Origin of the sequence: Yersinia artesiana (genome assembly GCF_902726545.1) — a bacterium.
GTDB classification, from domain to species: domain Bacteria; phylum Pseudomonadota; class Gammaproteobacteria; order Enterobacterales; family Enterobacteriaceae; genus Yersinia; species Yersinia artesiana.
In genome coordinates, this window is sequence record NZ_CACVAD010000016.1 from 71,764 (window position 1) to 93,672 (window position 21,909).

Genomic DNA, 21,909 nt, shown 5'->3' on the forward strand with positions numbered 1-21,909 from the left:
AACATGCCTTCAATTCGACTGGCTGATTTAGCCCAGCAGTTGGATGCACAGGTGCACGGTGATGGCTCACTAGTCATCACCGGCATCGCTTCTATGCATTCTGCCGAGCCATCGCAAATCACATTTTTGTCAAACAGCCGTTATCAGGAACAACTCGCAACTTGCAATGCAGGTGCAGTGGTGTTGACTGAGGCCGATTTACCGTTCTGTAAATCGGCGGCCCTGGTGGTTAAAAATCCTTATTTGACCTATGCGCGCATGGCTCAGATAATGGATACCACCCCTCAGCCAGCGCAAGATATTGCCCCAAGTGCGGTGATTTCTCCGCAAGCAACGCTGGGTAAGAATGTTTCTATCGGTGCAAATGCAGTGATTGAGTCCGGTGTAGTGCTGGGTGATAACGTGGTTATCGGTGCGGGCTGTTTTATTGGTAAGAATACTCACATTGGTGCTGGTAGCCGTTTGTGGGCCAATGTTTCCGTTTATCATGACGTTGTTATTGGGCAAAACTGCCTGATTCAATCCGGCACGGTCATTGGTGCAGATGGTTTTGGTTATGCAAATGATCGTGGTAACTGGATAAAAATCCCACAACTCGGTTCTGTACATATTGGCGATCGGGTTGAGATTGGCGCCTGTACAACGATTGACCGTGGTGCGTTGGATAATACGATTATTGGTAATGGTGTCATCATTGATAACCAATGTCAGATTGCACATAACGTTGTGATTGGCGACAATACCGCAGTTGCGGGTGGTGTTATCATGGCAGGTAGCCTCAAAGTTGGGCGCTATTGCATGATTGGCGGTGCAAGTGTGATCAATGGTCATATGGAGATCTGTGACAAAGTCACAATCACCGGAATGGGAATGGTGATGCGTCCAATCACTGAACCTGGGTTATACTCCTCCGGTATTCCGCTACAACCCAATAAAGTTTGGCGTAAAACCGCTGCTTTGGTGATGAATATTGATGGAATTAATAAACGCTTAAAAGCTATTGAGCGCAAAATCGATAAAGAATAATCACTTAAGCCCGAAACTCTGAGCAAATAATCAAACTTATTGGCAATTGATGCCAAAAGTAGATACCCAAAGAAGTTAGAGTTGCGAATCGGAAGCTGGTGAATGAACGCAGCTGACACCGTTGCAGCTTCAAGTCCGAAGGGTGTAACGAGTTCCTAATTTGCGGCCTGCCTAATGCCTCCCTTTTGGGGCTATGCAGGCCGTGTTGTTGATAGCATCAGTTTTTTAGACAGGAAGAGTATTTTGACTACTGACACTCATACTCTGCACATCGAAGAGATTTTAGATCTACTCCCGCACCGTTTTCCGTTTTTGCTGGTAGATCGCGTCCTTGATTTTGAGGAAGGCAAATTTCTGCGTGCAGTGAAGAACGTCACTTTTAACGAGCCATTTTTCCAAGGCCATTTCCCAGGTAAGCCTATCTTCCCTGGTGTGTTGATTTTAGAAGCGATGGCACAGGCTACCGGTATTCTGGCGTTTAAAAGTGTTGGCAAGCTTGAACCGGGCGAGCTTTACTATTTCGCCGGTATTGATGACGCTCGCTTTAAGCGCCCTGTCGTCCCTGGCGATCAGATGATTATGGAAGTGACTTTCGAAAAAACACGCCGCGGACTGACCCGTTTTAAAGGGGTAGCTACTGTCGATGGTAAAGTTGTTTGTGAAGCAACTATGATGTGTGCTCGTAGCAAGGAGTCCTGATACGTGATTGACAAAACTGCCGTTATCCATCCAAGTTCTATCGTCGAAGAAGGTGCAGTTATTGGCGCTGGTGTTCATATTGGCCCCTTCTGCTTTGTCGGATCCCAGGTGGAAATCGGCGCTGGCACGGAACTGAAATCCCATGTCGTCGTTAATGGAGTAACAAAAATCGGCTGTGATAATCAGATTTATCAATTTGCTTCCATTGGTGAAGCAAATCAGGATCTGAAATATGCAGGCGAGCCTACGCGCGTTGAGATCGGTGACCGTAACCGTATCCGCGAAAGTGTATCTATCCACCGTGGCACCGTGCAAGGTGGTGGGTTAACGAAAGTAGGCAGCGATAATTTACTGATGATTAATGCCCACATCGCTCATGACTGTATCATTGGCGATCGTTGTATTCTTGCGAATAATGCAACATTGGGTGGTCATGTAGAAATCGACGATTTTGCCATTATTGGCGGAATGACTGCTATCCATCAATTCTGCGTGATTGGTGCGCATGTGATGGTGGGTGGTTGTTCTGGTGTTGCTCAAGATGTGCCTCCTTTTGTCATTGCTCAAGGCAACCATGCGACGCCATTCGGCATTAATATCGAAGGGTTGAAGCGCCGTGGTTTCGACAAAGAATCACTCCATGCTATCCGTAATGCATACAAGTTGTTGTATCGCAGTGGTCGGACATTGGATGAAGTGAAGCCCGAAATTGCTGAATTGGCAGAACAACATCCGGCAGTCCAGGCATTCATTGATTTCTTTGCTCGTTCGACTCGCGGCATTATTCGCTGACTTATGCAAAATACCTCATCATCTGTTGATCGCCCCTCAAACAGCGGGCGTCCTTTAACTATAGGTTTAGTCGCCGGAGAAACATCTGGCGATATCTTAGGTGCCGGGTTGATTCGTGCACTGAAAGCTCAGGTTCCTGATGCCCGCTTTGTTGGTGTGGCTGGGCCTCTGATGCAAGCTGAAGGATGTGAAGCTTGGTTTGAGATGGAAGAATTGGCAGTGATGGGGGTTGTTGAAGTATTAGAGCGTCTGCCACGACTACTGAAAATCCGAAAAGAGCTGACTCAGCGTTTTAGTGAGCTCTCGCCGGATGTTTTTGTCGGTATTGACGCCCCTGATTTCAATATTACCCTTGAAGGGCGCTTGAAACAGCGTGGTATACGTACCGTTCATTATGTCAGCCCATCTGTGTGGGCCTGGCGGCAAAAACGTGTTTTCAAAATTGGCAAAGCCACCGATATGGTGCTCGCCTTCCTTCCTTTTGAAAAAGCGTTTTACGATCGTTTCAATGTTCCCTGCCGTTTCATCGGCCATACCATGGCTGATGCCATGCCACTGACACCGGATAAAAATGCGGCAAAAGCAAAGCTTGGTATTGCAGCAAATATACCTTGTTTAGCCTTATTGCCGGGTAGTCGCCATTCTGAAGTAGAAATGCTCAGTGGTGATTTTCTGCGCACGGCCGCTATTCTGCAGCAGCAGTTGCCGAATCTGGAAGTGTTGGTTCCTCTGGTGAACAGCAAGCGGCGTGAGCAGTTTGAGCGAATTAAAGCCGAAACAGCACCTGACCTGGCAGTGCACTTACTGGATGGCAATGCTCGTCTGGCAATGATTGCTGCTGATGCGACATTGCTGGCTTCCGGTACTGCCGCGTTAGAATGTATGTTGGCTAAATGCCCAATGGTTGTCGGTTACCGCATGAAGCCTTTCACGTTCTGGCTGGCTGAGCGGCTGGTCAAGACTCCTTACGTCTCGTTGCCTAATCTGTTGGCTGGCGAAGAGTTGGTGACAGAGCTGTTGCAGCAAGAGTGCCAACCGCAAAAGTTAGCCGATGCGCTGCTACCGTTATTACAAGGTGGTGCGGCGGTTGAGGCCTTGAAAGAGCGTTTTCTGATTTTACATCAGAGCATTCGCTGTGGTGCAGATGAACAGGCCGCGCAGGCTGTATTGGAGCTAGCAGGGCGATGACTGATATTTTTATTTACCCGCAGGCAAATCTGATTGCGGGTGTGGATGAAGTTGGTCGCGGCCCTTTAGTGGGAGCCGTTGTCACAGCAGCGGTCATTCTCGATCCTAAACGGCCAATAGTGGGCTTAGCTGACTCGAAAAAACTGAGTGAAAAGCGCCGTTTATCACTTTATGACGAAATTACAGACAAGGCTTTATCATGGAGCCTTGGGCGCGCTGAGCCTGAAGAGATTGACCAGCTTAATATATTGCACGCCACTATGCTGGCAATGCAAAGAGCGGTAGCAGGGCTGCATATTACGCCCGATTATGTCTTGATTGACGGTAACCGTTGCCCGAAACTGGCTATGCCATCATTGGCTGTTGTGAAAGGTGATAGTCGAGTGGCTGAGATAAGCGCCGCTTCAATTCTGGCTAAAGTCACGCGCGATCGTGAAATGACTGAGCTGGATCTCCAATTCCCTGAATATGGTTTCGCGCAACACAAAGGTTATCCAACCGCTGCCCATTTAGAAAAGTTAATAACTTTTGGGGCAACTGAGCATCACCGGCGCAGTTTTGGCCCGGTTAAACGTGTGCTGGGTTTAGTGTAAACCACAAAGCAACATCCATAACATATGGATATAATTCCTTAGCAATGATTTGCTAGGGATATGATTCAATCCACTAATTTCTGGTGTCTGGATATGGCCGAACCTCGTTTTGTCCACCTGCGTGTTCACAGCGATTACTCCATGATCGATGGATTAGCCAAGATTGGACCCTTGGTGAAGAGAGCTGCCGCATTAGGCATGCCCGCTCTGGCCATTACCGATTTTACCAACCTGTGTGGCTTGGTAAAATTCTACGGTAGCGCTCATGGTGCTGGGATTAAACCCATCATCGGCGCAGACTTCTATGTGCAAAGTGAAATCTTAGGTGATGAATTAGCTCACCTTACTGTGCTGGCACGCAATAATGAAGGTTATCAAAATCTTACTTTACTGATATCTGAAGCTTATCAACGTGGCTATGGCGCCGCTGGTCCTATTATTGACCGGGACTGGCTGATTAAGCATAAAGAAGGTCTGATTCTGCTGTCCGGTGGCCGGATGGGGGATGTGGGTAAGTTTATTCTGCGGGGTAATCATGCTCAGGTTGATCAGTGTCTTGAGTTTTATCAAGAGCATTTCCCTGACAGTTACTATCTTGAGTTAATCCGTACTGGTCGCCCGGATGAAGAAAACTACCTTCATGCGGCTGTGGCATTGGCAACCGAACGTGGTTTGCCGGTGGTGGCGACCAATGATGTGCGTTTTATCGATGAATCAGATTTTGATGCCCACGAGATCCGCGTGGCTATCCACGACGGCTTTACGCTGGTTGATCCTAAGCGGCCTAAAAACTATAGCCCGCAACAGTTTATGCGCGACGAAGAGCAGATGTGTGAGCTGTTCGCGGATATTCCTGAGGCGCTGATCAACAGTGTTGAAATCGCCAAACGTTGTAATGTGACGATCCGGCTTGGGGAATATTTCCTACCCCAATTCCCAACTGGGGATATGAGCACAGAAGACTTTCTGATTGAAAAGTCTAAACAAGGTTTAGAAGAACGACTGGAATTCTTATTCCCAGATCCGGAAGTTCGGGCACAAAAACGCCCTGCCTATGATGAACGTCTGGAAATCGAACTAAAAGTTATTAACCAGATGGGCTTCCCCGGCTACTTCTTGATAGTCATGGAATTTATCCAGTGGTCAAAAGATAACGGTGTGCCGGTAGGGCCGGGGCGTGGTTCTGGTGCCGGTTCTTTGGTTGCTTACGCGCTGAAGATTACCGACCTTGACCCGCTGGAATTTGACCTTCTGTTCGAACGTTTCTTAAACCCAGAACGTGTATCCATGCCTGACTTCGACGTCGACTTCTGCATGGAGAAGCGCGATCTGGTGATTGAGCACGTTGCGGATATGTATGGCCGTGATGCGGTTTCGCAGATAATTACCTTTGGTACTATGGCAGCCAAAGCGGTGATCCGCGATGTGGGCCGTGTGCTGGGCCATCCTTATGGTTTTGTCGATCGTATCTCCAAACTGGTTCCACCAGATCCGGGCATGACGTTGGAGAAGGCTTTCGCAGCAGAACCGCAACTGCCTGAAATCTATGAGGCAGATGAAGAAGTTAGAGCGCTGATTGATATGGCGCGCAAGTTGGAAGGGGTAACGCGTAACGCCGGTAAGCATGCCGGTGGGGTGGTTATCGCACCAACAAAAATTACCGATTTCGCTCCACTATACTGCGATGCGGAAGGGAATAACCCAGTTACTCAGTTCGATAAGAATGATGTGGAATATGCCGGGTTGGTGAAGTTCGACTTCCTTGGTTTGCGAACACTCACTATCATTAACTGGGCGTTGGAGATGATCAACGCTCGGCGCGCGAAAACTGGTTTAGAGCCAATTGATATTGCTGCCATTCCGCTGGATGATAAGAAAAGCTTCGATATGCTGCAACGTTCTGAAACGACAGCGGTATTCCAGCTTGAATCCAGAGGCATGAAGGATCTTATCAAGCGTCTAAAACCTGACTGCTTCGAAGATATGATCGCACTGGTGGCATTATTCCGCCCTGGCCCGTTGCAATCAGGGATGGTTGATAACTTTATTGACCGTAAACACGGTCGTGAAGCGATATCCTATCCTGATATTGAATGGCAGCATGAATCTCTAAAACCGGTACTTGAGCCGACCTACGGCATCATCTTGTACCAAGAACAGGTTATGCAGATTGCGCAGGTTCTGTCTGGTTACTCACTCGGCGGCGCAGATATGTTGCGGCGCGCGATGGGTAAGAAAAACCCGGCAGAGATGGCGAAACAGCGCTCTGTATTTGAAGATGGTGCGAAAAGTCAGGGCGTTGACGGTGAGCTGGCAATTAAAATCTTTGACCTGGTAGAGAAATTTGCCGGTTACGGGTTTAACAAGTCACACTCCGCAGCTTATGCCTTGGTTTCTTATCAAACGCTATGGTTGAAAGCTCATTATCCGGCTGAATTTATGGCCGCGGTAATGACGGCCGATATGGATAACACTGATAAAGTAGTAGGTCTGGTTGATGAGTGCTGGCGGATGGGGTTGAAAATTCTGCCTCCGGATATCAACAGCGGCCTGTATCATTTCCATGTAAATGATGAGGGCGAGATTGTTTATGGCATCGGCGCAATCAAAGGTGTTGGCGAAGGCCCCATTGAGGCTATGTTGGAAGCCCGTAAAGAGGGCGGCTATTTCAAAGAGTTATTTGATTTATGTGCCAGAGTTGACACGAAAAAACTCAATCGTCGAATTTTAGAAAAGCTTATTATGTCTGGTGCCTTTGACCGTTTGGGGCCGCACCGGGCTGCATTAATGAGCTCGCTGGGTGAGGCATTAAAGGCAGCAGACCAACATGCCAAGGCAGAAGCTATTGGTCAGGTTGATATGTTTGGTGTATTGGCAGATGCACCAGAGCAGGTTGAGCAATCTTATGCTAATGTGCCGCCGTGGCAAGAGCAGATTGTTTTAGACGGTGAACGGGAAACGCTGGGTCTATACCTGACCGGCCACCCGATCACCCAGTATCTGAAGGAAATAGAACGTTATGCCGGCGGGCTACGTTTGAAAGATATGCACCCGACGGATCGGGGCAAAATGACCATGGCTGCGGGGTTGGTTATCGCAGCCAGAGTTATGGTGACAAAACGCGGAAATCGTATTGGCATTTGTACTTTGGATGACCGTTCCGGGCGTCTTGAGGTCATGCTATTCACTGATGCGTTGGAAAAATATCAGCATTTATTGGAAAAAGACCGTATCCTGATAGCCACCGGACAGGTCAGCTTTGATGACTTTAGTGGTGGACTTAAAATGACCGCCCGTGAGTTAATGGACATCAGTGAAGCTCGTGAAAAATATGCCCGTGGGCTTGCTATATCGCTGACCGACAGGCAAATTGATGACCAGCTTTTGAACCGTCTCCGTCAGTCGTTGGAACCCCATCGAGCGGGGACGATCCCAGTGCATCTTTATTACCAACGGGAAGATGCTCGCGCCCGGCTGCGGTTTGGAGCCACATGGCGCGTGACACCCACTGATCGCTTATTGATAGATTTGCGAACGCTGGTAGGTAATGAGCAGGTGGAACTGGAATTTGACTAAAATAGGAATGCTATGAGTCTGAATTTTCTTGATTTTGAACAGCCGATTGCAGAGCTGGAAGCGAAAATTGACTCGCTGACCGCAGTCAGCCGTCAAGACGAAAAATTAGATATTAATCTGGACGAAGAGGTTCAGCGTCTACGTGAGAAAAGTGTCGAGCTGACGCGGAAGATATTCTCGGATCTCGGTGCATGGCAGATTGCCCAATTGGCACGCCATCCTCGTCGCCCTTATACCCTGGATTATATCGCTAATATCTTTACCGATTTCGAAGAACTGGCTGGTGATCGCGCCTATGCCGACGACAAAGCTATCGTCGGTGGTATCGCTCGTCTGGATGGTCGCCCCGTGATGATCATTGGTCATCAAAAAGGCCGTGAAACCAAAGAGAAGATTCGCCGTAACTTTGGTATGCCAGCACCAGAAGGTTATCGTAAGGCATTGCGTCTGATGGAAATGGCTGAGCGCTTTAAGCTGCCAATCATTACTTTCATTGATACCCCAGGAGCCTATCCAGGTGTCGGCGCTGAAGAGCGTGGTCAATCTGAAGCCATTGCGCGTAATCTGCGTGAAATGTCTCGCCTGAATGTGCCTATCGTTTGTACTGTGATTGGTGAAGGTGGTTCCGGTGGTGCATTGGCAATCGGTGTGGGCGATAAAGTGAATATGCTGCAATACAGCACTTATTCCGTTATCTCACCAGAAGGTTGTGCCTCTATTTTGTGGAAAAGTGCCGATAAAGCGCCATTGGCCGCAGAAGCAATGGGCATTACCGCTCACCGTTTAAAAGAACTAAAGTTGATCGACTCCGTTATCCCTGAACCTTTAGGTGGAGCGCATCGTGATTATCTGGCGATTTCAGCGTCACTTAAAGCACAGCTTCTGGCTGATCTCAGTGATCTGGATGTTCTGAATAATGAAGAGCTATTAAATCGTCGTTATCAGCGCCTGATGAACTATGGTTATTGCTGAGTTAATGGCATAAAAATGATATTTGAAAATCCGGTGCTGAGTTAGCGCCGGATTTTTTATATTTAATGATGATTAGATTTATTATAGGGCGGCCATTGAATGGTTGTATCAGTCACCGCTATATCAACTATTGTACTTGCATAGTCTGGGTTAGAGTTTTCCTGAGCATCAATAGTGATATCTTTTCCTAATACATAAGCTAACTGTGCTAATTTACAGATCTTCTCTTTCTCTATGTAGTGCCAAATATTATTGTAGCCAGGCATAGTATTGGTCCTAATTGAAATGTGACAGTTATCTTCTGAATGACGAAGGCCATTAATTTTCCCCACTAATTTATATTCTGAAAAAGCAGGGTGGCATAATAATATCTTTGCTGCGGCGGCGATTAATTTAATCATAAAATATCCCTTTAGTCATTGTTTGTTAATTGCTCCTAATGAAATCATAGATCTAGTGAAGTTAAAGCAGAGGCCAAAGCTTTCTTGTCATAAAAATATCTTGAAGTGATAAATTTTTTATTATTGCAAATTCCCTCAACCGTTCGTTTCTTTCTCATTGCAACATTATTTATGTTTTGGCTATTATTGCATACTGCTCCTGCTAATTGTGCCAGGGGGAGTTGTTGGCCTGATTCACTCTGCGCCATAATTACAAATCCCTGTGGTGGGCCAATAGCTAAATAAGGTTCTGAAGAGCTATGATCTTGATCAAATTCAGTTAGATAAGTAGGGTAAGGCACCCAGTGACTATCCCAGAACCCGGCAGAGTGCAGTTCGGTTTCAGGGTAACAGTTAAGCATGGTACCGGTAAGTACAGCATAAGAAAGTATTCTGCTATCTGTAAAACCGCCATATGCCACCCATTCCGCCATACCCCCCCACTCCTGCAAATAATCACTTAGCATGCTGTACTGTGCCACATTTTGAGATGAGGTATCTATGGCGTGGATAATTGACCCATCAACACTATAAAAATTTTCTGTCGGGCGAATAGCATAAAGATAAGTTTCAAAATCTTCTTGATATGCACCATCTGCCTCCCGATCGAAACTAAATCTGGCATGTTCTACAGCTTGTTCTAATGAAGTCGTAGTTGCAATAAAGCCACTGGTATATCCATAGGGTGCTTCTCCTGAAAAATGATCTAATAAATCTGGGCTTTGGATTGAGTCAAAACGGGGAAACATTCCTCCAGCCTGAGCAATTTCATCTGGGTTACGCTGGTCAATCCTATAAACGATATTTACCGGATTAATAGCTAATGCTGAATTAGTGATGCAAATTAAAGTAAGCCAACATGTATTTTTGATTAAAGATATTATGATGTATTTAGTTTTAAACATAATCCCTCCTGGATATTTTCAAGTTTTTGTTATTTTAGTGCTGTTGTTTAAATGCTAAAGTATCACGGGTCGTCGCATTGCACTTATCTATAAATTTTGGTCAGCCTGATAAAATATATTATTTTCTTGTCTAAATACATTTCAATTTATAGTGGGTCGCGAGTTATTTGTTTTTAGTATTATAATTATATTGGCTTGGGATGAATTGGAATGTATTCTTATGGCAAATAATAAAGTAGGGGGGTATATGTTAGTAATACGTCAGGTTCATCATATTGCGATAATTGGCTCAGATTATCAGGCGAGTAAAAAATTCTATTGTGAGGTTTTAGGTTTTAGCCTCATGAGTGAAGCTTATCGCGAAACGCGGGGTTCCTGGAAAGCTGATCTGGCGCTAAACGGTCAGTATACGATCGAGCTTTTTTCCTTTCCGTCTCCTGCCGCACGCCCCAGTCGCCCGGAAGCATGTGGCTTACGACATTTGGCCTTTCAGGTCGATGACATTGAACTGGCGGTGCGGGAACTTGAAGGCGCAGGTGTAATTTGCGAAGCAGTCCGCATTGATCCCTACACACAAGCACGTTTTACTTTCTTTAATGACCCAGATGGTTTACCTCTGGAGCTCTATGAACTGACTGCGGAATAAGATGAACGCCACTCCTGCTACACCAAACGTTTTACTTAACCCACTGTTCGCGCAGTTGGGCGAGCAGCGCCATGTGCTGGTTGGGTTCAGTGGTGGCTTGGATTCCAGTGTACTGCTGCATTTATTGGTTTGCCTGCGTGATCAACTTATCCCTGACTTAATGATTCGCGCTATTCATATTCATCACGGTTTAAACCCATTGGCAGACAGTTGGGTAAAACATTGCCAGCAGCAATGTGAGCAATGGAAAATCCCGCTCGAAGTGGTGCGAGTCACTATTGATGCACGTCATTCTGGCATTGAGGCTGCGGCGAGAACGGCGCGTTATCAAGCATTTGCCTCACATTTAGCCGCGAATGAAGTGTTAGTTACTGCCCAGCATTTAGATGACCAATGTGAAACTTTCTTACTGGCACTCAAACGCGGCAGTGGCCCGGCTGGCTTATCCGCAATGGCGGCTAAAATGCCTTTTGCGCATAGCCAATTATGGCGGCCATTATTGGCATTCTCCCGAGAAACACTTGAGAACTATGCTCAAGTGCAGCGATTACAGTGGATTGAAGATGACAGTAATCAGGATGATCGTTTTGATCGCAATTTCCTGCGATTAAGAGTTTTGCCTTTATTGACCCAGCGCTGGCCGCACTTCGCTCAGGCCACGGCACGCAGTGCCGGTTTGTGTGCAGAACAAGAGCAGCTATTGGATGAGTTGTTGGCGGATAATTTGCAACAACTGCAAAATGCAGAAGGAGCACTGTCTGTCGAGGGGTTATTAGTGGCTTCAGAGGCTAAACGTGCGGCAATATTGCGCCGTTGGTTAGCACAATGGGGAGCCGCAATGCCATCGCAGAGCCAACTGCAACGTTTGTGGTTGGAAGTGGCTATGGCCAGACAGGATGCAGGACCTCAATTAACTCTTGGCGTACATCAGGTTCGCCGTTTTCGGCAATACTTGTACCTGTTATCGCCACTGGCCGAGATACCCATGTCACATCTGCCTTGGGCTAAAGTTCAGTCAGGATCTGACCAACAGGCGATTATACCAGCCCCTTTGATTTTGCCTGCCGATCTTGGGGTATTGAGCTTGAGCTTTAGCTTTGCAACCGAGGGCGGGCAAGCCATTAAAGTTCCAGCCATCGGCGATGAAATACGTATAGGTTTTGGTTTGCAAGGGGATATTAAAATTGTCGGGCGGCAGCATTCACGCCAAAGCAAGAAAATATGGCAAGAACTAGGCATCCCGCCATGGCAGCGAGAACGCATTCCACTGCTGTATTTTGGCGAGCAATTGATTGCCGCGGCAGGTGTCTTTGTTACTCAAGCTGGGCAGGCTAAAGAAAATGAACCGTGCTGGCACCTTCATTGGGCCAAACCGGAGTTGAATAATAAGAATAAGTAAGAGCGTTTATTTTGAGGAGCAATGATGATACGAGTTGTGAGCATAGTGATATTCAGTTTGTGTAGCTTTTCGGCACTGGCAAAAAATGATGTAGAAGCGGGGCGGGCAAAGTCAGCCAGCTGTGTGGCTTGTCACGGTGCTCAGGGCAAGGTTTCCGTTCCTATGTATCCTAATTTGGCTGGGCAAAATGCCATGTATTTAGAGCAATCATTAAAAGCATATAAAAAAGGAGAGCGGACAGGTGGGCAAGCTGGAGTGATGCAGGCTTATGTTACGCCTTTAACCGATGATGATATCTCTGATCTGGCCGCTTATTACGCGAGTTTAAAGCCTTAAAGCAGATTGGTCAGCCTTGAATGCAAAACGGGCCACTTTTCAGCGGCCCGTCAGTAAAGGTGTAGAAACTATGACTCACTTACTACTTATGATGCACTTACTACTACAGTCCCGATTTCGGGGTGACTGAAGCTGGCTATGTGGTCAAGACGTAACTCACGCATTGTCCCTTCCTGCTCGACAATCAGGTACTCGACCTTTTTTCTCAGCAGCAGATCGCAAGCTTTACCTTCTACGATCTCACCGCCTCTCAACTTCAACGTCAGTATCAGGTGATGTTGGCAGGCGAGCTCCAGATTATCGTAGTCATCACAATTGATGGGTTGATACTCTTCACTCATCGACATAATCGCTCACCAATAAGTTAGCGGCGGCAAAGGCCGCCTGTTCCCTAACGGAGGACGGGAGTGCGTCATTAGCCGCAACTTCGTCCAATGCTTTTAATACACAACCCAGTGCATCTGACACGTAGCCCTGGTCACCACTAGCAATTTGTGCATAAAAACGGCGTACTAATTCACAGTATTGCTGCACAGTAATCCTCCCGGAAAAGTTTAACCCAGTAGATTCTCTGCGGAAACGTCGCGCTGTCAACCTACGAAGATAAACTCTGAACTTATAAGGACTATAGCACAGGAGTGATAGAGATATTAGAGTCAGAACTAAGCTTTCTTTTTAGTATTGATCCCACTAATAACTCTCTTTCCTCCGGGCTGGCTGCAAGCAGACCTAATCAAGTACACTGTCAGCCAGATAATTAAGAGGTCACTCATGGCGCTAAAAGCAACCATCCATAAAGCCGCAGTTAACATCGCCGATATGGATCGTAATTTCTTTCAGGATGTTAACCTGACTATTGCACAACACCCCTCAGAAACTGACCAACGTATGATGCTGCGTTTATTGGCATGGATTTGTCATGCTGATGAGCGTTTGCAGTTTACCAAAGGCCTGAGTGCTGATGATGAGCCAGAAATTTGGCGTCACAATGATCACAATGGTATCGAACTGTGGGTCGAATTGGGGTTGCCCGAGGAAAAACGGTTGCGTAAAGCTTGTAACCAATCACAGCAAGTTGTGCTCTATGCCTATAGCGAAAGAGCCGCTAAAGTGTGGTGGCCGCAAGTTAAAGAAAAGTTGTCTGGGCACCGTAATCTTCGGTTGCGCTTCCTTGATGATGAACAAATGGCGAAATTGGCGGCGCTGTCTAATCGCAATATGTCATTACAGGCCACGTTGCAAGAGGGAACTATTTGGTTATCTGATGATCAGAATAATCTGGAAATTAGTTTTGATGAATGGCAAGGCGATGGGCAATAAGCGTGTTGATCATATCCAATAATGTCAGCTTACCCGACAGTGAGATTGAATTGACGGCTATCCGCGCCCAAGGTGCGGGGGGGCAGCATGTGAATAAAACCTCGACAGCCATTCATTTGCGCTTTGACATTAAAGCTTCTAGCCTGCCAGAGTATTATAAAGAAAGGTTATTATCGCTTAATAGTCACTTGATGACCGCCGAAGGGGTCATCATTATCAAAGCACAAGAATACCGTAGCCAGGATATGAATCGCGAGGCAGCTCAGCAGCGACTGGTGGCATTAATTCGCCAGTCGATGGTGGTAGAAAAAACACGCCGGGCGACGAAACCAACTAAAGGTTCAAAAATCAGGCGCGTTGAAAGCAAAGTCCGCAAAGGAGCGACAAAAGCACTGCGCGGTAAAATACATCAGGATTGATACCGATATCAGCCCCTATGTGAATGAGGCGGCTTCATCCTTTTATATCGGGCACAGTATGGGAGAATGACTGTGAGTAAATTAGCAATAACGCTATTTTTGGCAGTAGGTGCACTGTCACTATTAGGTTGTAATAATCGGCATCAGCCGGTCGAACAGGCTTTACAACCGATGCAGCAAAGCTATCAGGGTATTTTACCCTGTGCTGATTGCAGTGGTTTGGATACCTCGTTATTCCTCGACAGCGATGGAACATTTGTTTTGAAAGAGATTTATCGGGGTAGTAAAGAGGGCGATCAAACCTTTGCCGAATATGGTAAGTGGGCACGGACGGCAGATAAATTAGTGTTAACCAGCGGCCAGGGAGAGAAACGTTATTTCCGACCTGTTGGTAAAAATTTGGTGATGCTTGATCAGCAAGGCCTGCCGATTGAATCTAATTTGAATTATCAGTTAGTACCCAGCGAACAGCCTTTACCTAAAACCCCAATGCCATTAAGCGGTATGTATAAATATTTCGCTGATGCTGCGGTATTCACCGATTGTGTCACGGGCAAAACTTTCCCGGTGGAAAATAATATTGCATTGGAAAAGGGGTATCTAAAAGCTCGCAAAAAAGTGGGTGAGCCGGTATTCCTGACTCTCAATGGTCATTTTGATATTCGCCCGTCCATGGAAGAAGGGCAGTCCGATAAAACGCTGATCCCAGCAGATGGCATTCAGTTTAATGCGAACAAAAGCTGCGAGAATCAATAACGGGCATTGGTGAGATAATAAAAAACCGCTGGTAGCTATTCACTAGCCAGCGGTTTTATTGAGCGCGTAGTCAATTAGCGTTTGATTTGGCTCAACAAGAAATCAATAATTTCGCTGGTTTTAATCATTTGCTTTTCACCGGCACGACGATTTTTGTATTCCACTTCTTCGCTGTCAAGATTGCGATCACCAATGACGATATTGTGTGGCACGCCAATTAATTCCATATCAGCAAACATCACGCCCGGACGCTCTTTACGATCGTCGAGAATCACGTCAATACCCTGTGAACGCAGGGTGGCATACAACTCTTCTGCCAGCGCCTGAACGCGGAAAGATTTATGCATATTCATTGGCAAAATGGCAACCTGGAATGGGGCAATCGCATCCGGCCAGATAATACCGCGCTCATCATGATTCTGCTCAATTGCTGCCGCAACCACACGGGAAACCCCAATACCGTAACAACCCATGGTCATCACTTGATTGCGGCCATCTTCACCCTGAACCGTCGCTTTCATCGCTTCCGAGTATTTCGTACCTAACTGGAAGATATGACCGACTTCAATACCGCGTTTGATTTGCAATGTGCCTTTGCCATCTGGGCTGATATCGCCTTCAACCACATTACGCAAATCAGCAACCTGTGGCAGCGGCAAATCGCGCTCCCAGTTAATGCCAAAGTAATGTTTGCCATCGATATTGGCACCGGCACCAAAATCACTCATCACCGCCACACTGCGATCAATGACAACCGGCAGTGGCAGATTAACCGGGCCTAATGAACCAGGGCCTGCACCGATAATTGCACGAATCTCTTCTTCGGTGGCGAAGGTGAGTGGCTTAGCCACTTGTGGCAATTTCTCGGCTTTGATTTCATTCAATTCATGATCACCACGAACCAGCAAAGCAACCAACTTATGGCCACTCTCTTCATGAGCATGAACCATTAAGGTTTTCACTGTTTTTTCAATTGGCAGGTTGAACTGCTCAACTAATTCAGCAATGGTTTTTGCATTCGGAGTATCAATGATACGCAGCTCTTCTGTTGCGACAGCCCGTGGTTCAGACGGTGCCAGCGCTTCAGCAAACTCAATATTAGCAGCATAATCTGACTCGGTTGAGAACACGATATCGTCTTCACCACTGTCTGCCAGCACCTGGAATTCGTGCGATGCACTGCCACCGATTGAGCCGGTATCTGCCAGCACAGCACGGAAGTTCAGATCCATACGTTCGAAAATCTTACTGTATGCGGCATACATCGCATCGTAAGTTTCTTGCAATGATTCCTGAGTGGTGTGGAAAGAGTAAGCATCTTTCATCAGGAATTCACGCGCACGCATCACGCCAAAACGTGGGCGCACTTCATCACGGAATTTGGTTTGGATTTGGAAGAAATTCAACGGCAGCTGTTTATAAGAGTTAATCTCACCGCGAATCAGGTCTGTAATGACTTCTTCATGAGTTGGGCCAAGCACAAAAGGGCGATCGCCACGATCAACAAAGCGTAACAGCTCAGGGCCATATTGTTCCCAGCGGCCACTCTCTTGCCATAAATCAGCCGGTTGCACCACAGGCATTGAGACTTCAATCGCACCGGCGTTATTCATTTCTTCGCGCACGATGTTTTCGACTTTCTTCAATACCCGAATTCCGGTCGGCAACCAGGTATAAAGACCTGAGGCCAGTTTACGGATCATTCCGGCGCGGAGCATCAGCTGGTGGCTGATCACTTCAGCATCAGCAGGTGTCTCCTTCAAGGTGGAGAGCAAATATTGGCTAGTACGCATGATGTTTTGGTTCCATTAGCGCTGCAACAAATAGAGGCAGCCAAAAAAGTAAAAAGTGGTTTAGTTTACCAGCGAGTACCGGTTGTCAAAAGAGAGCAGGGTGAAATTTAGCATGGGTCGAGTGATAACACTTCCGTTTGGTTTCCAACAACCCGCCAGCGCACATTAAATTCCAGTAGCAAAACAGCATATTCTCGGCTTTCACTAACGCCTTTGCGGTAGGCAGGGCGCGGGTCTTGTGCTAAAACCTGGGTAATAAAACGCCGTAAGTGCGGGTAACGTTGTTGCTGCTCTACTAACTGTTGTTCAGCGATGCTGGAAAAGCAAACTTGCATGTCTGCATCAGGCGCTGTTTGAGCAAAACCCGCTCGTGCATGGGGTTGGCTATCCGCAAAAGGCAAATAGGGTTTGATATCAATCACGGGCGTACCATCAACCAAATCCAGACTGCCTAACACCAAAGTTACCTCACCTCCCTGGCAGCGTACCTCTTTCAGTTCAATAAGAGACATGCCAATCGGGTTGGGCCGAAAGGTGGATCGGGTGGCAAATACCCCCATTCGGGCATTACCACCTAAGCGCGGTGGACGAACTGTAGGCCGCCAACCACCATCCATGGTTTGATGAAAAACGAACATCACCCATAGATGGCTAAAATCAGACAAACCGCGAACTGCTTCTGCTTGATTATAGGGCGCTAAGAGTTGTAACTCACCACCGCCATCCTCAATCAGACCAGGCTGCCGCGGTACTGCAAACTTTTCTTTATAGGGCGAGCGGATAACGCCAATCTGATTAAAGGAAAACACACTCATTTTGATGAAACGTTTAGTGCAGAACCCTGACATACGGCTTGCTGATAACAACCGGGAACACCGCTAATGATTTCACATTGATGCAGCAAGACCGCATTGGCTTTCATATACGATGCACGAGTTTGCATTCTCTTACGGGCGGTTGCAATACTCGGCGGGGAGTCCTGAACGGTGGATTGGCACGACTCACCGGACACCTCACCTAAGTCACGGAAAGGCTTTCCAACCAGTTCTTCTGCACTTTTATAAAGTTTTACCGGTGCCGGGCGCGGGGTTGCCGTAGGGCTGGTTTTGGTAACCGGAGGCGGTTGCTTAACCGGGTTTTCTGTGGTGGATGGCTTTGATTGAAGCATGGAACATCCAGTTAGCGAGAGGGCTAACAGACACAGAGGTAACGCACGCATAGAAATTCCTCAGCCTTTTTATTTAAGAGGCGCTATTGAAGCAATCTATTATGCAAATAACAAGACGGGCTGTAGCCCGTCTTGAAATATATTTAGCAAACACTGAATTTAGGAAACCTAATATTCAGCAAAATGGCCCACTGGTCATTACCAGCCTTTAACTGCGCCACCATTGAATGCTTTGTTTGCTGCATCATTAACTTCATCAGACTGATAAGCCTGAACGAATTTTTTCACATTTTCCGCGTCTTTATTATCTTCACGGGCAACGATCAGGTTAACGTAAGGTGAATCTTTGTCTTCAACAAACAGACCATCTTTGGCTGGTGTCAGGCCGATTTGGCTTGCATAAGTGGTGTTGATAATTGCCAGCGCGATTTGTTGGTCATCCAAAGAACGTGGTAACTGAGGGGCTTCCAGCTCGACCAATTTCAGGTTTTTAGGATTCTCAACCACATCCAGTACGGTTGGCAGCAGACCAACACCGTCTTTCAGTTTAATCAGACCGACTTTTTCCAGCAGTAACAGAGAACGGCCCAGGTTAGTCGGATCATTTGGCAGTGCTACCTGCGAACCAGGTTGCAGTTCTTCCAATGATTTGATTTTTTTAGAGTAACCAGCAATTGGGTAAACGAATGAGTTACCCACTGAAACCAGTTTATAGCCGCGATCTTTAATTTGCTGATCCAGATAAGGTTTATGCTGGAAAGCATTCAGGTCAATATCACCCTTGCTCAGTGCTTCATTTGGCAATACATAGTCGTTGAAAGTGACTAACTCAACATCCAGACCATATTTGTCTTTTGCTACTTTCTGAGCAACTTCAGCAACTTGCTGTTCAGCACCCACAATTACACCAACTTTAATGTGGTTTGGATCTTTTTCCGCGGGGCCGCAACCCACCAGGGCCAGAGTACCAATCAATGCACTGACTGCCGCGATAGATTTGAATTTTAAAGACATATCCTTTCCTCTATAGACATTCGTTAAGATGCGCCGCTGTGTGAGGCAGTCGCTATACCCTTCGTACTTTGGGCTACAAGGTTGTTTGCTACCTACCTGTAACCCCAAGTCCTTTGGGTACTATATGTATTAATAACTATTTGTGAGTAACGGCTTTTACGATCCGATCGCCACTGAACTGAATCAGGTAAACCAAAATGACTAATAATACCAATACCGTATTCATTACTGTGGCGTTATAACCAATGTAACCATACTGATAACCGATTTGGCCTAAGCCACCGGCACCTACTGCACCCCCCATAGCGGAATAGCCCACCAGGGTAATCAGGGTAATAGTTGCTGCATTCACTAAGCCTGGCAGGGCCTCTGGCAACAACACTTTTTTGATGATTTGCATTGGTGTAGCACCCATTGCACGGGCTGCTTCAACCAATCCCGATGGGATTTCCAGCAAAGCATTTTCCACCATGCGAGCAATAAATGGAGCTGCGCCCACTGTTAACGGCACAATAGCCGCCTGTAGGCCAATAGATGTACCAACGATCATCCGCGTGAAAGGAATCATCCATACCAATAAGATAATAAAAGGTATAGAGCGGAAGATGTTCACTACCCCAGACAGGGTGCGGTAAATCTTATTGTTGGCAATAATTTGCCCTGGGCGGGTGACATACAACAGAACCCCAACCGGTAGCCCCAAAACAAAACCAAAGAAGCCGGAGACAAACGTCATCATTAGAGTTTCCCAGACGCCTCGGCCCATTAACCACATCATTGCCTCAGACATAACCCAGAACCTCTACTTTTACATGATGATCTTGCAAAAACTTGATGGCAGCGAGGCCATCCTGATTGTCGCCATGCAGTTCAGCCAGCATGACACCAAATTTAACGCCGCCGGCATAGTCCATTTGCGAGCTAAGGATACCGATATCAATATTAAAGCGACGTACAGCCTGTGATATTAACGGGGCGTCAACCGACTGACCGGTAAATTCCAGTTTCAGCAGTGGTACTCGATCTTTGGTGGGTTCTTGAGTCATACGCAGTGCGTAATCTTCCGGAATATCCAAATGCAGCGTTGATTGAATAAATTGCTGAGCCAGTGGGGTTTTCGGATGAGAGAACACTTCGCTGACGCTATCTTTTTCAATCAATTTACCTTCGCTGATAACCGCAACCTGATCACATATACGTTTCACCACGTCCATTTCATGGGTAATAAGTAGAATGGTCAGGCCCAAACGACGATTAATATCTTTCAGCAGCTCCAGAATTGAGCGGGTGGTCGCTGGGTCCAATGCGCTGGTGGCTTCATCACACAGCAGAACCTTAGGATTACTCGCCAAAGCACGGGCGATTGCAACGCGTTGTTTCTGTCCACCGGACAAATTCGCTGGATACGCGTCTTGTTTGTCGGCAAGCCCAACTAAATCCAACAACTCGGTGACTCTCTTCTTTATATCTGCGCGTGGTGTGTTGTCCAGCTCAAGCGGCAGCGCAATATTGCCATACACCGTGCGGGAAGAAAGTAGATTGAAGTGCTGGAAAATCATGCCAATCTGGCGGCGTGCGCGAGTCAACTGCCCTTCAGATAAGGTCGTGAGATCTTGTCCATCGACCAATACTTGTCCGCTGGTAGGGCGCTCTAACATATTGGCGCATCGAATCAATGTACTTTTGCCGGCACCTGAGGCACCAATAACGCCATAAATTTGCCCAGCAGGGACGTGTAGACTCACGTCCGAAAGCGCGGTAATCGTGCGCGAACCCTGCTGGAATACTTTGCTGATGTGAGAAAGTTTAATCATATTATTCTTATTTTATCGTCATTTCCGTGGCTAGATAAAAAGTAAGCTTTGGCAAAAACCAAAGCATAGATTGGATGTTAAGGCGTCTAGACGGCTAAGTCAACTGACAACACTGATTCTCTTCCATTCTCAATCGGTAATAAAACATGCGATACTAGAGGCGTTAACCGCCCTCAGGAGTAGATAAGTGACTCAGCCCGTCCCCGCAATATTTTTAGATCGTGATGGAACAATTAATGTCGACCACGGTTATGTCCACGAAATTGATAATTTTCAGTTTATAGACGGTGTTATTGATGCTTGCCGTGAATTGAAAGAAATGGGCTTTGCTCTGGTTTTGGTCACCAACCAATCGGGTATCGCACGCGGTATCTTTACTGAAGAGCAATTCCTGAGCCTCACCGAGTGGATGGATTGGTCGCTGGCTGATCGCGGTGTTGATTTGGATGGTATCTATTTCTGCCCACATCATCCCGATGGCAGTGTAGCTGAGTTCCGTGAAACATGTGAATGCCGTAAACCATTACCTGGCATGTTACTGCAAGCACAAAGTGAATTGAACATAGATATGGCTGCTTCTTATATGGTTGGCGACAAGATTGAAGATATGCAGGCAGCATTAGCTGCAAATATCGGTACTAAAGTATTGGTTCGCACTGGCAAACCTGTGACAGCGGAAGGTGAGGCAGCAGCGGATTTGGTACTAAATAGTCTGGCTGACCTGCCGAAAGCCATAAAAATGCGTCACAAGTAATCGTAACGTTCAAATAATCGGCAGTCAGAAAAAACTTTAAGATAAACCCTTGCCATTCTGAAGCGGCTCCCTATAATGCGCATCCATCGACACGGCGCTGTGAGCAACTTCACAGAGTGGCCGGGAAGAGCAGAGAAAATTAACTGATTAAGTGGTTGACTCTGTAGCGGGAAAGCGTATTATCTGCCTCCCGCGTTACCGTAAGATTCGCCGCAAGGCAAGCAGGTAACGAACGCTCTTTAACAATTTATCAGACAATCTGTGTGGGCACTCGCAAGACGATATCGAAGCCTGTTTCG

24 protein-coding genes are annotated in these 21,909 nt (G+C 46.8%); 14 read left to right on the forward strand and 10 right to left on the reverse strand.

The genetic code is table 11. The annotated features are described in order from the left end of the window. Positions 1–3 precede the first annotated feature (3 nt). The 7 genes from lpxD (at position 4) to accA (ending at position 8,846) form a co-directional block, all read left to right on the forward strand. Complete coding sequence (gene lpxD, locus HU019_RS07485) at positions 4–1,026, forward strand: UDP-3-O-(3-hydroxymyristoyl)glucosamine N-acyltransferase (RefSeq protein ID WP_174848625.1); 1,023 nt, start codon at positions 4–6, stop codon at positions 1,024–1,026. Positions 1,027–1,269: 243 nt separating this feature from the next. Next, positions 1,270–1,725 carry a 3-hydroxyacyl-ACP dehydratase FabZ gene (gene fabZ, locus HU019_RS07490; RefSeq protein WP_174848627.1) on the forward strand — a complete coding sequence of 152 codons (456 nt, stop codon included), beginning with the start codon at positions 1,270–1,272 and terminating at the stop codon, positions 1,723–1,725. Between the two features lie 3 nt (positions 1,726–1,728). Further along, a complete protein-coding gene (lpxA, locus tag HU019_RS07495; RefSeq protein WP_174848629.1) occupies positions 1,729–2,517 on the forward strand; it encodes an acyl-ACP--UDP-N-acetylglucosamine O-acyltransferase in 789 nt (262 codons plus the stop codon). 3 nt (positions 2,518–2,520) lie between these two features. Beyond that, positions 2,521–3,705 (forward strand): lipid-A-disaccharide synthase, encoded by a 1,185-nt coding sequence (gene lpxB, locus HU019_RS07500; RefSeq protein ID WP_174848631.1) that lies wholly within the window; start codon positions 2,521–2,523, stop codon positions 3,703–3,705. Continuing rightward, a complete protein-coding gene (rnhB, locus tag HU019_RS07505; protein WP_174848633.1) occupies positions 3,702–4,298 on the forward strand; it encodes a ribonuclease HII in 597 nt (198 codons plus the stop codon). The genes lpxB and rnhB overlap by 4 nt, the downstream gene beginning before the upstream one ends. Before the next feature lie 93 nt (positions 4,299–4,391). Beyond that, positions 4,392–7,874: a DNA polymerase III subunit alpha gene (gene dnaE, locus HU019_RS07510; protein ID WP_174848635.1), complete on the forward strand. Its 3,483-nt coding sequence runs from the start codon at positions 4,392–4,394 to the stop codon at positions 7,872–7,874. 12 nt (positions 7,875–7,886) lie between these two features. After that, positions 7,887–8,846 (forward strand): acetyl-CoA carboxylase carboxyl transferase subunit alpha, encoded by a 960-nt coding sequence (gene accA, locus HU019_RS07515; RefSeq protein ID WP_174848637.1) that lies wholly within the window; start codon positions 7,887–7,889, stop codon positions 8,844–8,846. Between the two features lie 62 nt (positions 8,847–8,908). Here the strand turns inward: accA and HU019_RS07520 are convergent, their stop codons facing one another. Together HU019_RS07520 and HU019_RS07525 are read right to left on the reverse strand one after the other, a co-directional pair. After that, positions 8,909–9,247 (reverse strand): hypothetical protein, encoded by a 339-nt coding sequence (locus tag HU019_RS07520; RefSeq protein WP_174848639.1) that lies wholly within the window; start codon positions 9,245–9,247, stop codon positions 8,909–8,911. Positions 9,248–9,291: 44 nt separating this feature from the next. Beyond that, complete coding sequence (locus tag HU019_RS07525; RefSeq protein ID WP_174848641.1) at positions 9,292–10,191, reverse strand: enterotoxin A family protein; 900 nt, start codon at positions 10,189–10,191, stop codon at positions 9,292–9,294. Between the two features lie 247 nt (positions 10,192–10,438). Between HU019_RS07525 and HU019_RS07530 the strand changes: the two genes are divergently transcribed. Genes HU019_RS07530 through HU019_RS07540 form a run of 3 tightly spaced genes read left to right on the forward strand, consistent with a single transcriptional unit; the run spans position 10,439 to position 12,572 of the window. Continuing rightward, positions 10,439–10,837, forward strand: a complete 399-nt coding sequence (locus HU019_RS07530) for a VOC family protein (protein ID WP_174848643.1) — start codon at positions 10,439–10,441, stop codon at positions 10,835–10,837. Position 10,838: 1 nt separating this feature from the next. Then, positions 10,839–12,236: a tRNA lysidine(34) synthetase TilS gene (tilS, locus tag HU019_RS07535; RefSeq protein ID WP_174848645.1), complete on the forward strand. Its 1,398-nt coding sequence runs from the start codon at positions 10,839–10,841 to the stop codon at positions 12,234–12,236. 21 nt (positions 12,237–12,257) lie between these two features. After that, the gene (locus HU019_RS07540; RefSeq protein WP_174848647.1) at positions 12,258–12,572 is read left to right on the forward strand and encodes a c-type cytochrome; all 315 of its coding nucleotides are present in this window, start codon (positions 12,258–12,260) and stop codon (positions 12,570–12,572) included. Positions 12,573–12,658: 86 nt separating this feature from the next. Here the strand turns inward: HU019_RS07540 and rof are convergent, their stop codons facing one another. After that, on the reverse strand, positions 12,659–12,919 hold the full coding sequence (rof, locus tag HU019_RS07545) for a Rho-binding antiterminator (RefSeq protein WP_032817050.1): 261 nt from the start codon (positions 12,917–12,919) through the stop codon (positions 12,659–12,661). After that, positions 12,906–13,106, reverse strand: a complete 201-nt coding sequence (locus tag HU019_RS07550; protein WP_004391680.1) for a YaeP family protein — start codon at positions 13,104–13,106, stop codon at positions 12,906–12,908. The genes rof and HU019_RS07550 overlap by 14 nt, the downstream gene beginning before the upstream one ends. Positions 13,107–13,343: 237 nt before the next feature. On the opposite strand from HU019_RS07550, the gene HU019_RS07555 reads away from it, so the two are divergent. The 3 genes from HU019_RS07555 to nlpE all read left to right on the forward strand — a co-directional run bounded on the left by HU019_RS07555 (position 13,344) and on the right by nlpE (position 15,067). Beyond that, positions 13,344–13,892: a YaeQ family protein gene (locus tag HU019_RS07555; protein WP_174848649.1), complete on the forward strand. Its 549-nt coding sequence runs from the start codon at positions 13,344–13,346 to the stop codon at positions 13,890–13,892. A 2-nt stretch (positions 13,893–13,894) separates the two neighbouring features. Then, the gene (gene arfB / locus HU019_RS07560) at positions 13,895–14,311 is read left to right on the forward strand and encodes an alternative ribosome rescue aminoacyl-tRNA hydrolase ArfB (RefSeq protein ID WP_046050359.1); all 417 of its coding nucleotides are present in this window, start codon (positions 13,895–13,897) and stop codon (positions 14,309–14,311) included. Positions 14,312–14,383: 72 nt separating this feature from the next. Next, positions 14,384–15,067 carry an envelope stress response activation lipoprotein NlpE gene (gene nlpE / locus HU019_RS07565; RefSeq protein ID WP_174848651.1) on the forward strand — a complete coding sequence of 228 codons (684 nt, stop codon included), beginning with the start codon at positions 14,384–14,386 and terminating at the stop codon, positions 15,065–15,067. Between the two features lie 74 nt (positions 15,068–15,141). Here nlpE and proS read toward each other — a convergent pair whose 3' ends face one another. The 6 genes from proS to metN form a co-directional block, all read right to left on the reverse strand. Further along, positions 15,142–16,860 carry a proline--tRNA ligase gene (proS, locus tag HU019_RS07570; protein WP_174848653.1) on the reverse strand — a complete coding sequence of 573 codons (1,719 nt, stop codon included), beginning with the start codon at positions 16,858–16,860 and terminating at the stop codon, positions 15,142–15,144. A gap of 107 nt (positions 16,861–16,967) precedes the next feature. Further along, positions 16,968–17,675 carry a tRNA (N6-threonylcarbamoyladenosine(37)-N6)-methyltransferase TrmO gene (gene tsaA / locus HU019_RS07575; protein WP_174848655.1) on the reverse strand — a complete coding sequence of 236 codons (708 nt, stop codon included), beginning with the start codon at positions 17,673–17,675 and terminating at the stop codon, positions 16,968–16,970. Further along, entirely contained in the window at positions 17,672–18,079 is a 408-nt protein-coding gene (gene rcsF, locus HU019_RS07580) for an Rcs stress response system protein RcsF (RefSeq protein ID WP_174848657.1), read from the reverse strand. Before rcsF ends, tsaA begins: the two co-directional genes overlap by 4 nt. Before the next feature lie 147 nt (positions 18,080–18,226). Then, the gene (locus tag HU019_RS07585; protein WP_057621323.1) at positions 18,227–19,042 is read right to left on the reverse strand and encodes a MetQ/NlpA family lipoprotein; all 816 of its coding nucleotides are present in this window, start codon (positions 19,040–19,042) and stop codon (positions 18,227–18,229) included. 136 nt (positions 19,043–19,178) lie between these two features. Further along, entirely contained in the window at positions 19,179–19,832 is a 654-nt protein-coding gene (locus HU019_RS07590; protein ID WP_050078607.1) for a methionine ABC transporter permease MetI, read from the reverse strand. Next, positions 19,825–20,856: a methionine ABC transporter ATP-binding protein MetN gene (gene metN / locus HU019_RS07595; RefSeq protein ID WP_174848659.1), complete on the reverse strand. Its 1,032-nt coding sequence runs from the start codon at positions 20,854–20,856 to the stop codon at positions 19,825–19,827. Before metN ends, HU019_RS07590 begins: the two co-directional genes overlap by 8 nt. Before the next feature lie 187 nt (positions 20,857–21,043). Between metN and gmhB the strand changes: the two genes are divergently transcribed. After that, positions 21,044–21,610, forward strand: a complete 567-nt coding sequence (gene gmhB, locus HU019_RS07600; RefSeq protein WP_005173139.1) for a D-glycero-beta-D-manno-heptose 1,7-bisphosphate 7-phosphatase — start codon at positions 21,044–21,046, stop codon at positions 21,608–21,610. Positions 21,611–21,909: the final 299 nt, after the last annotated feature.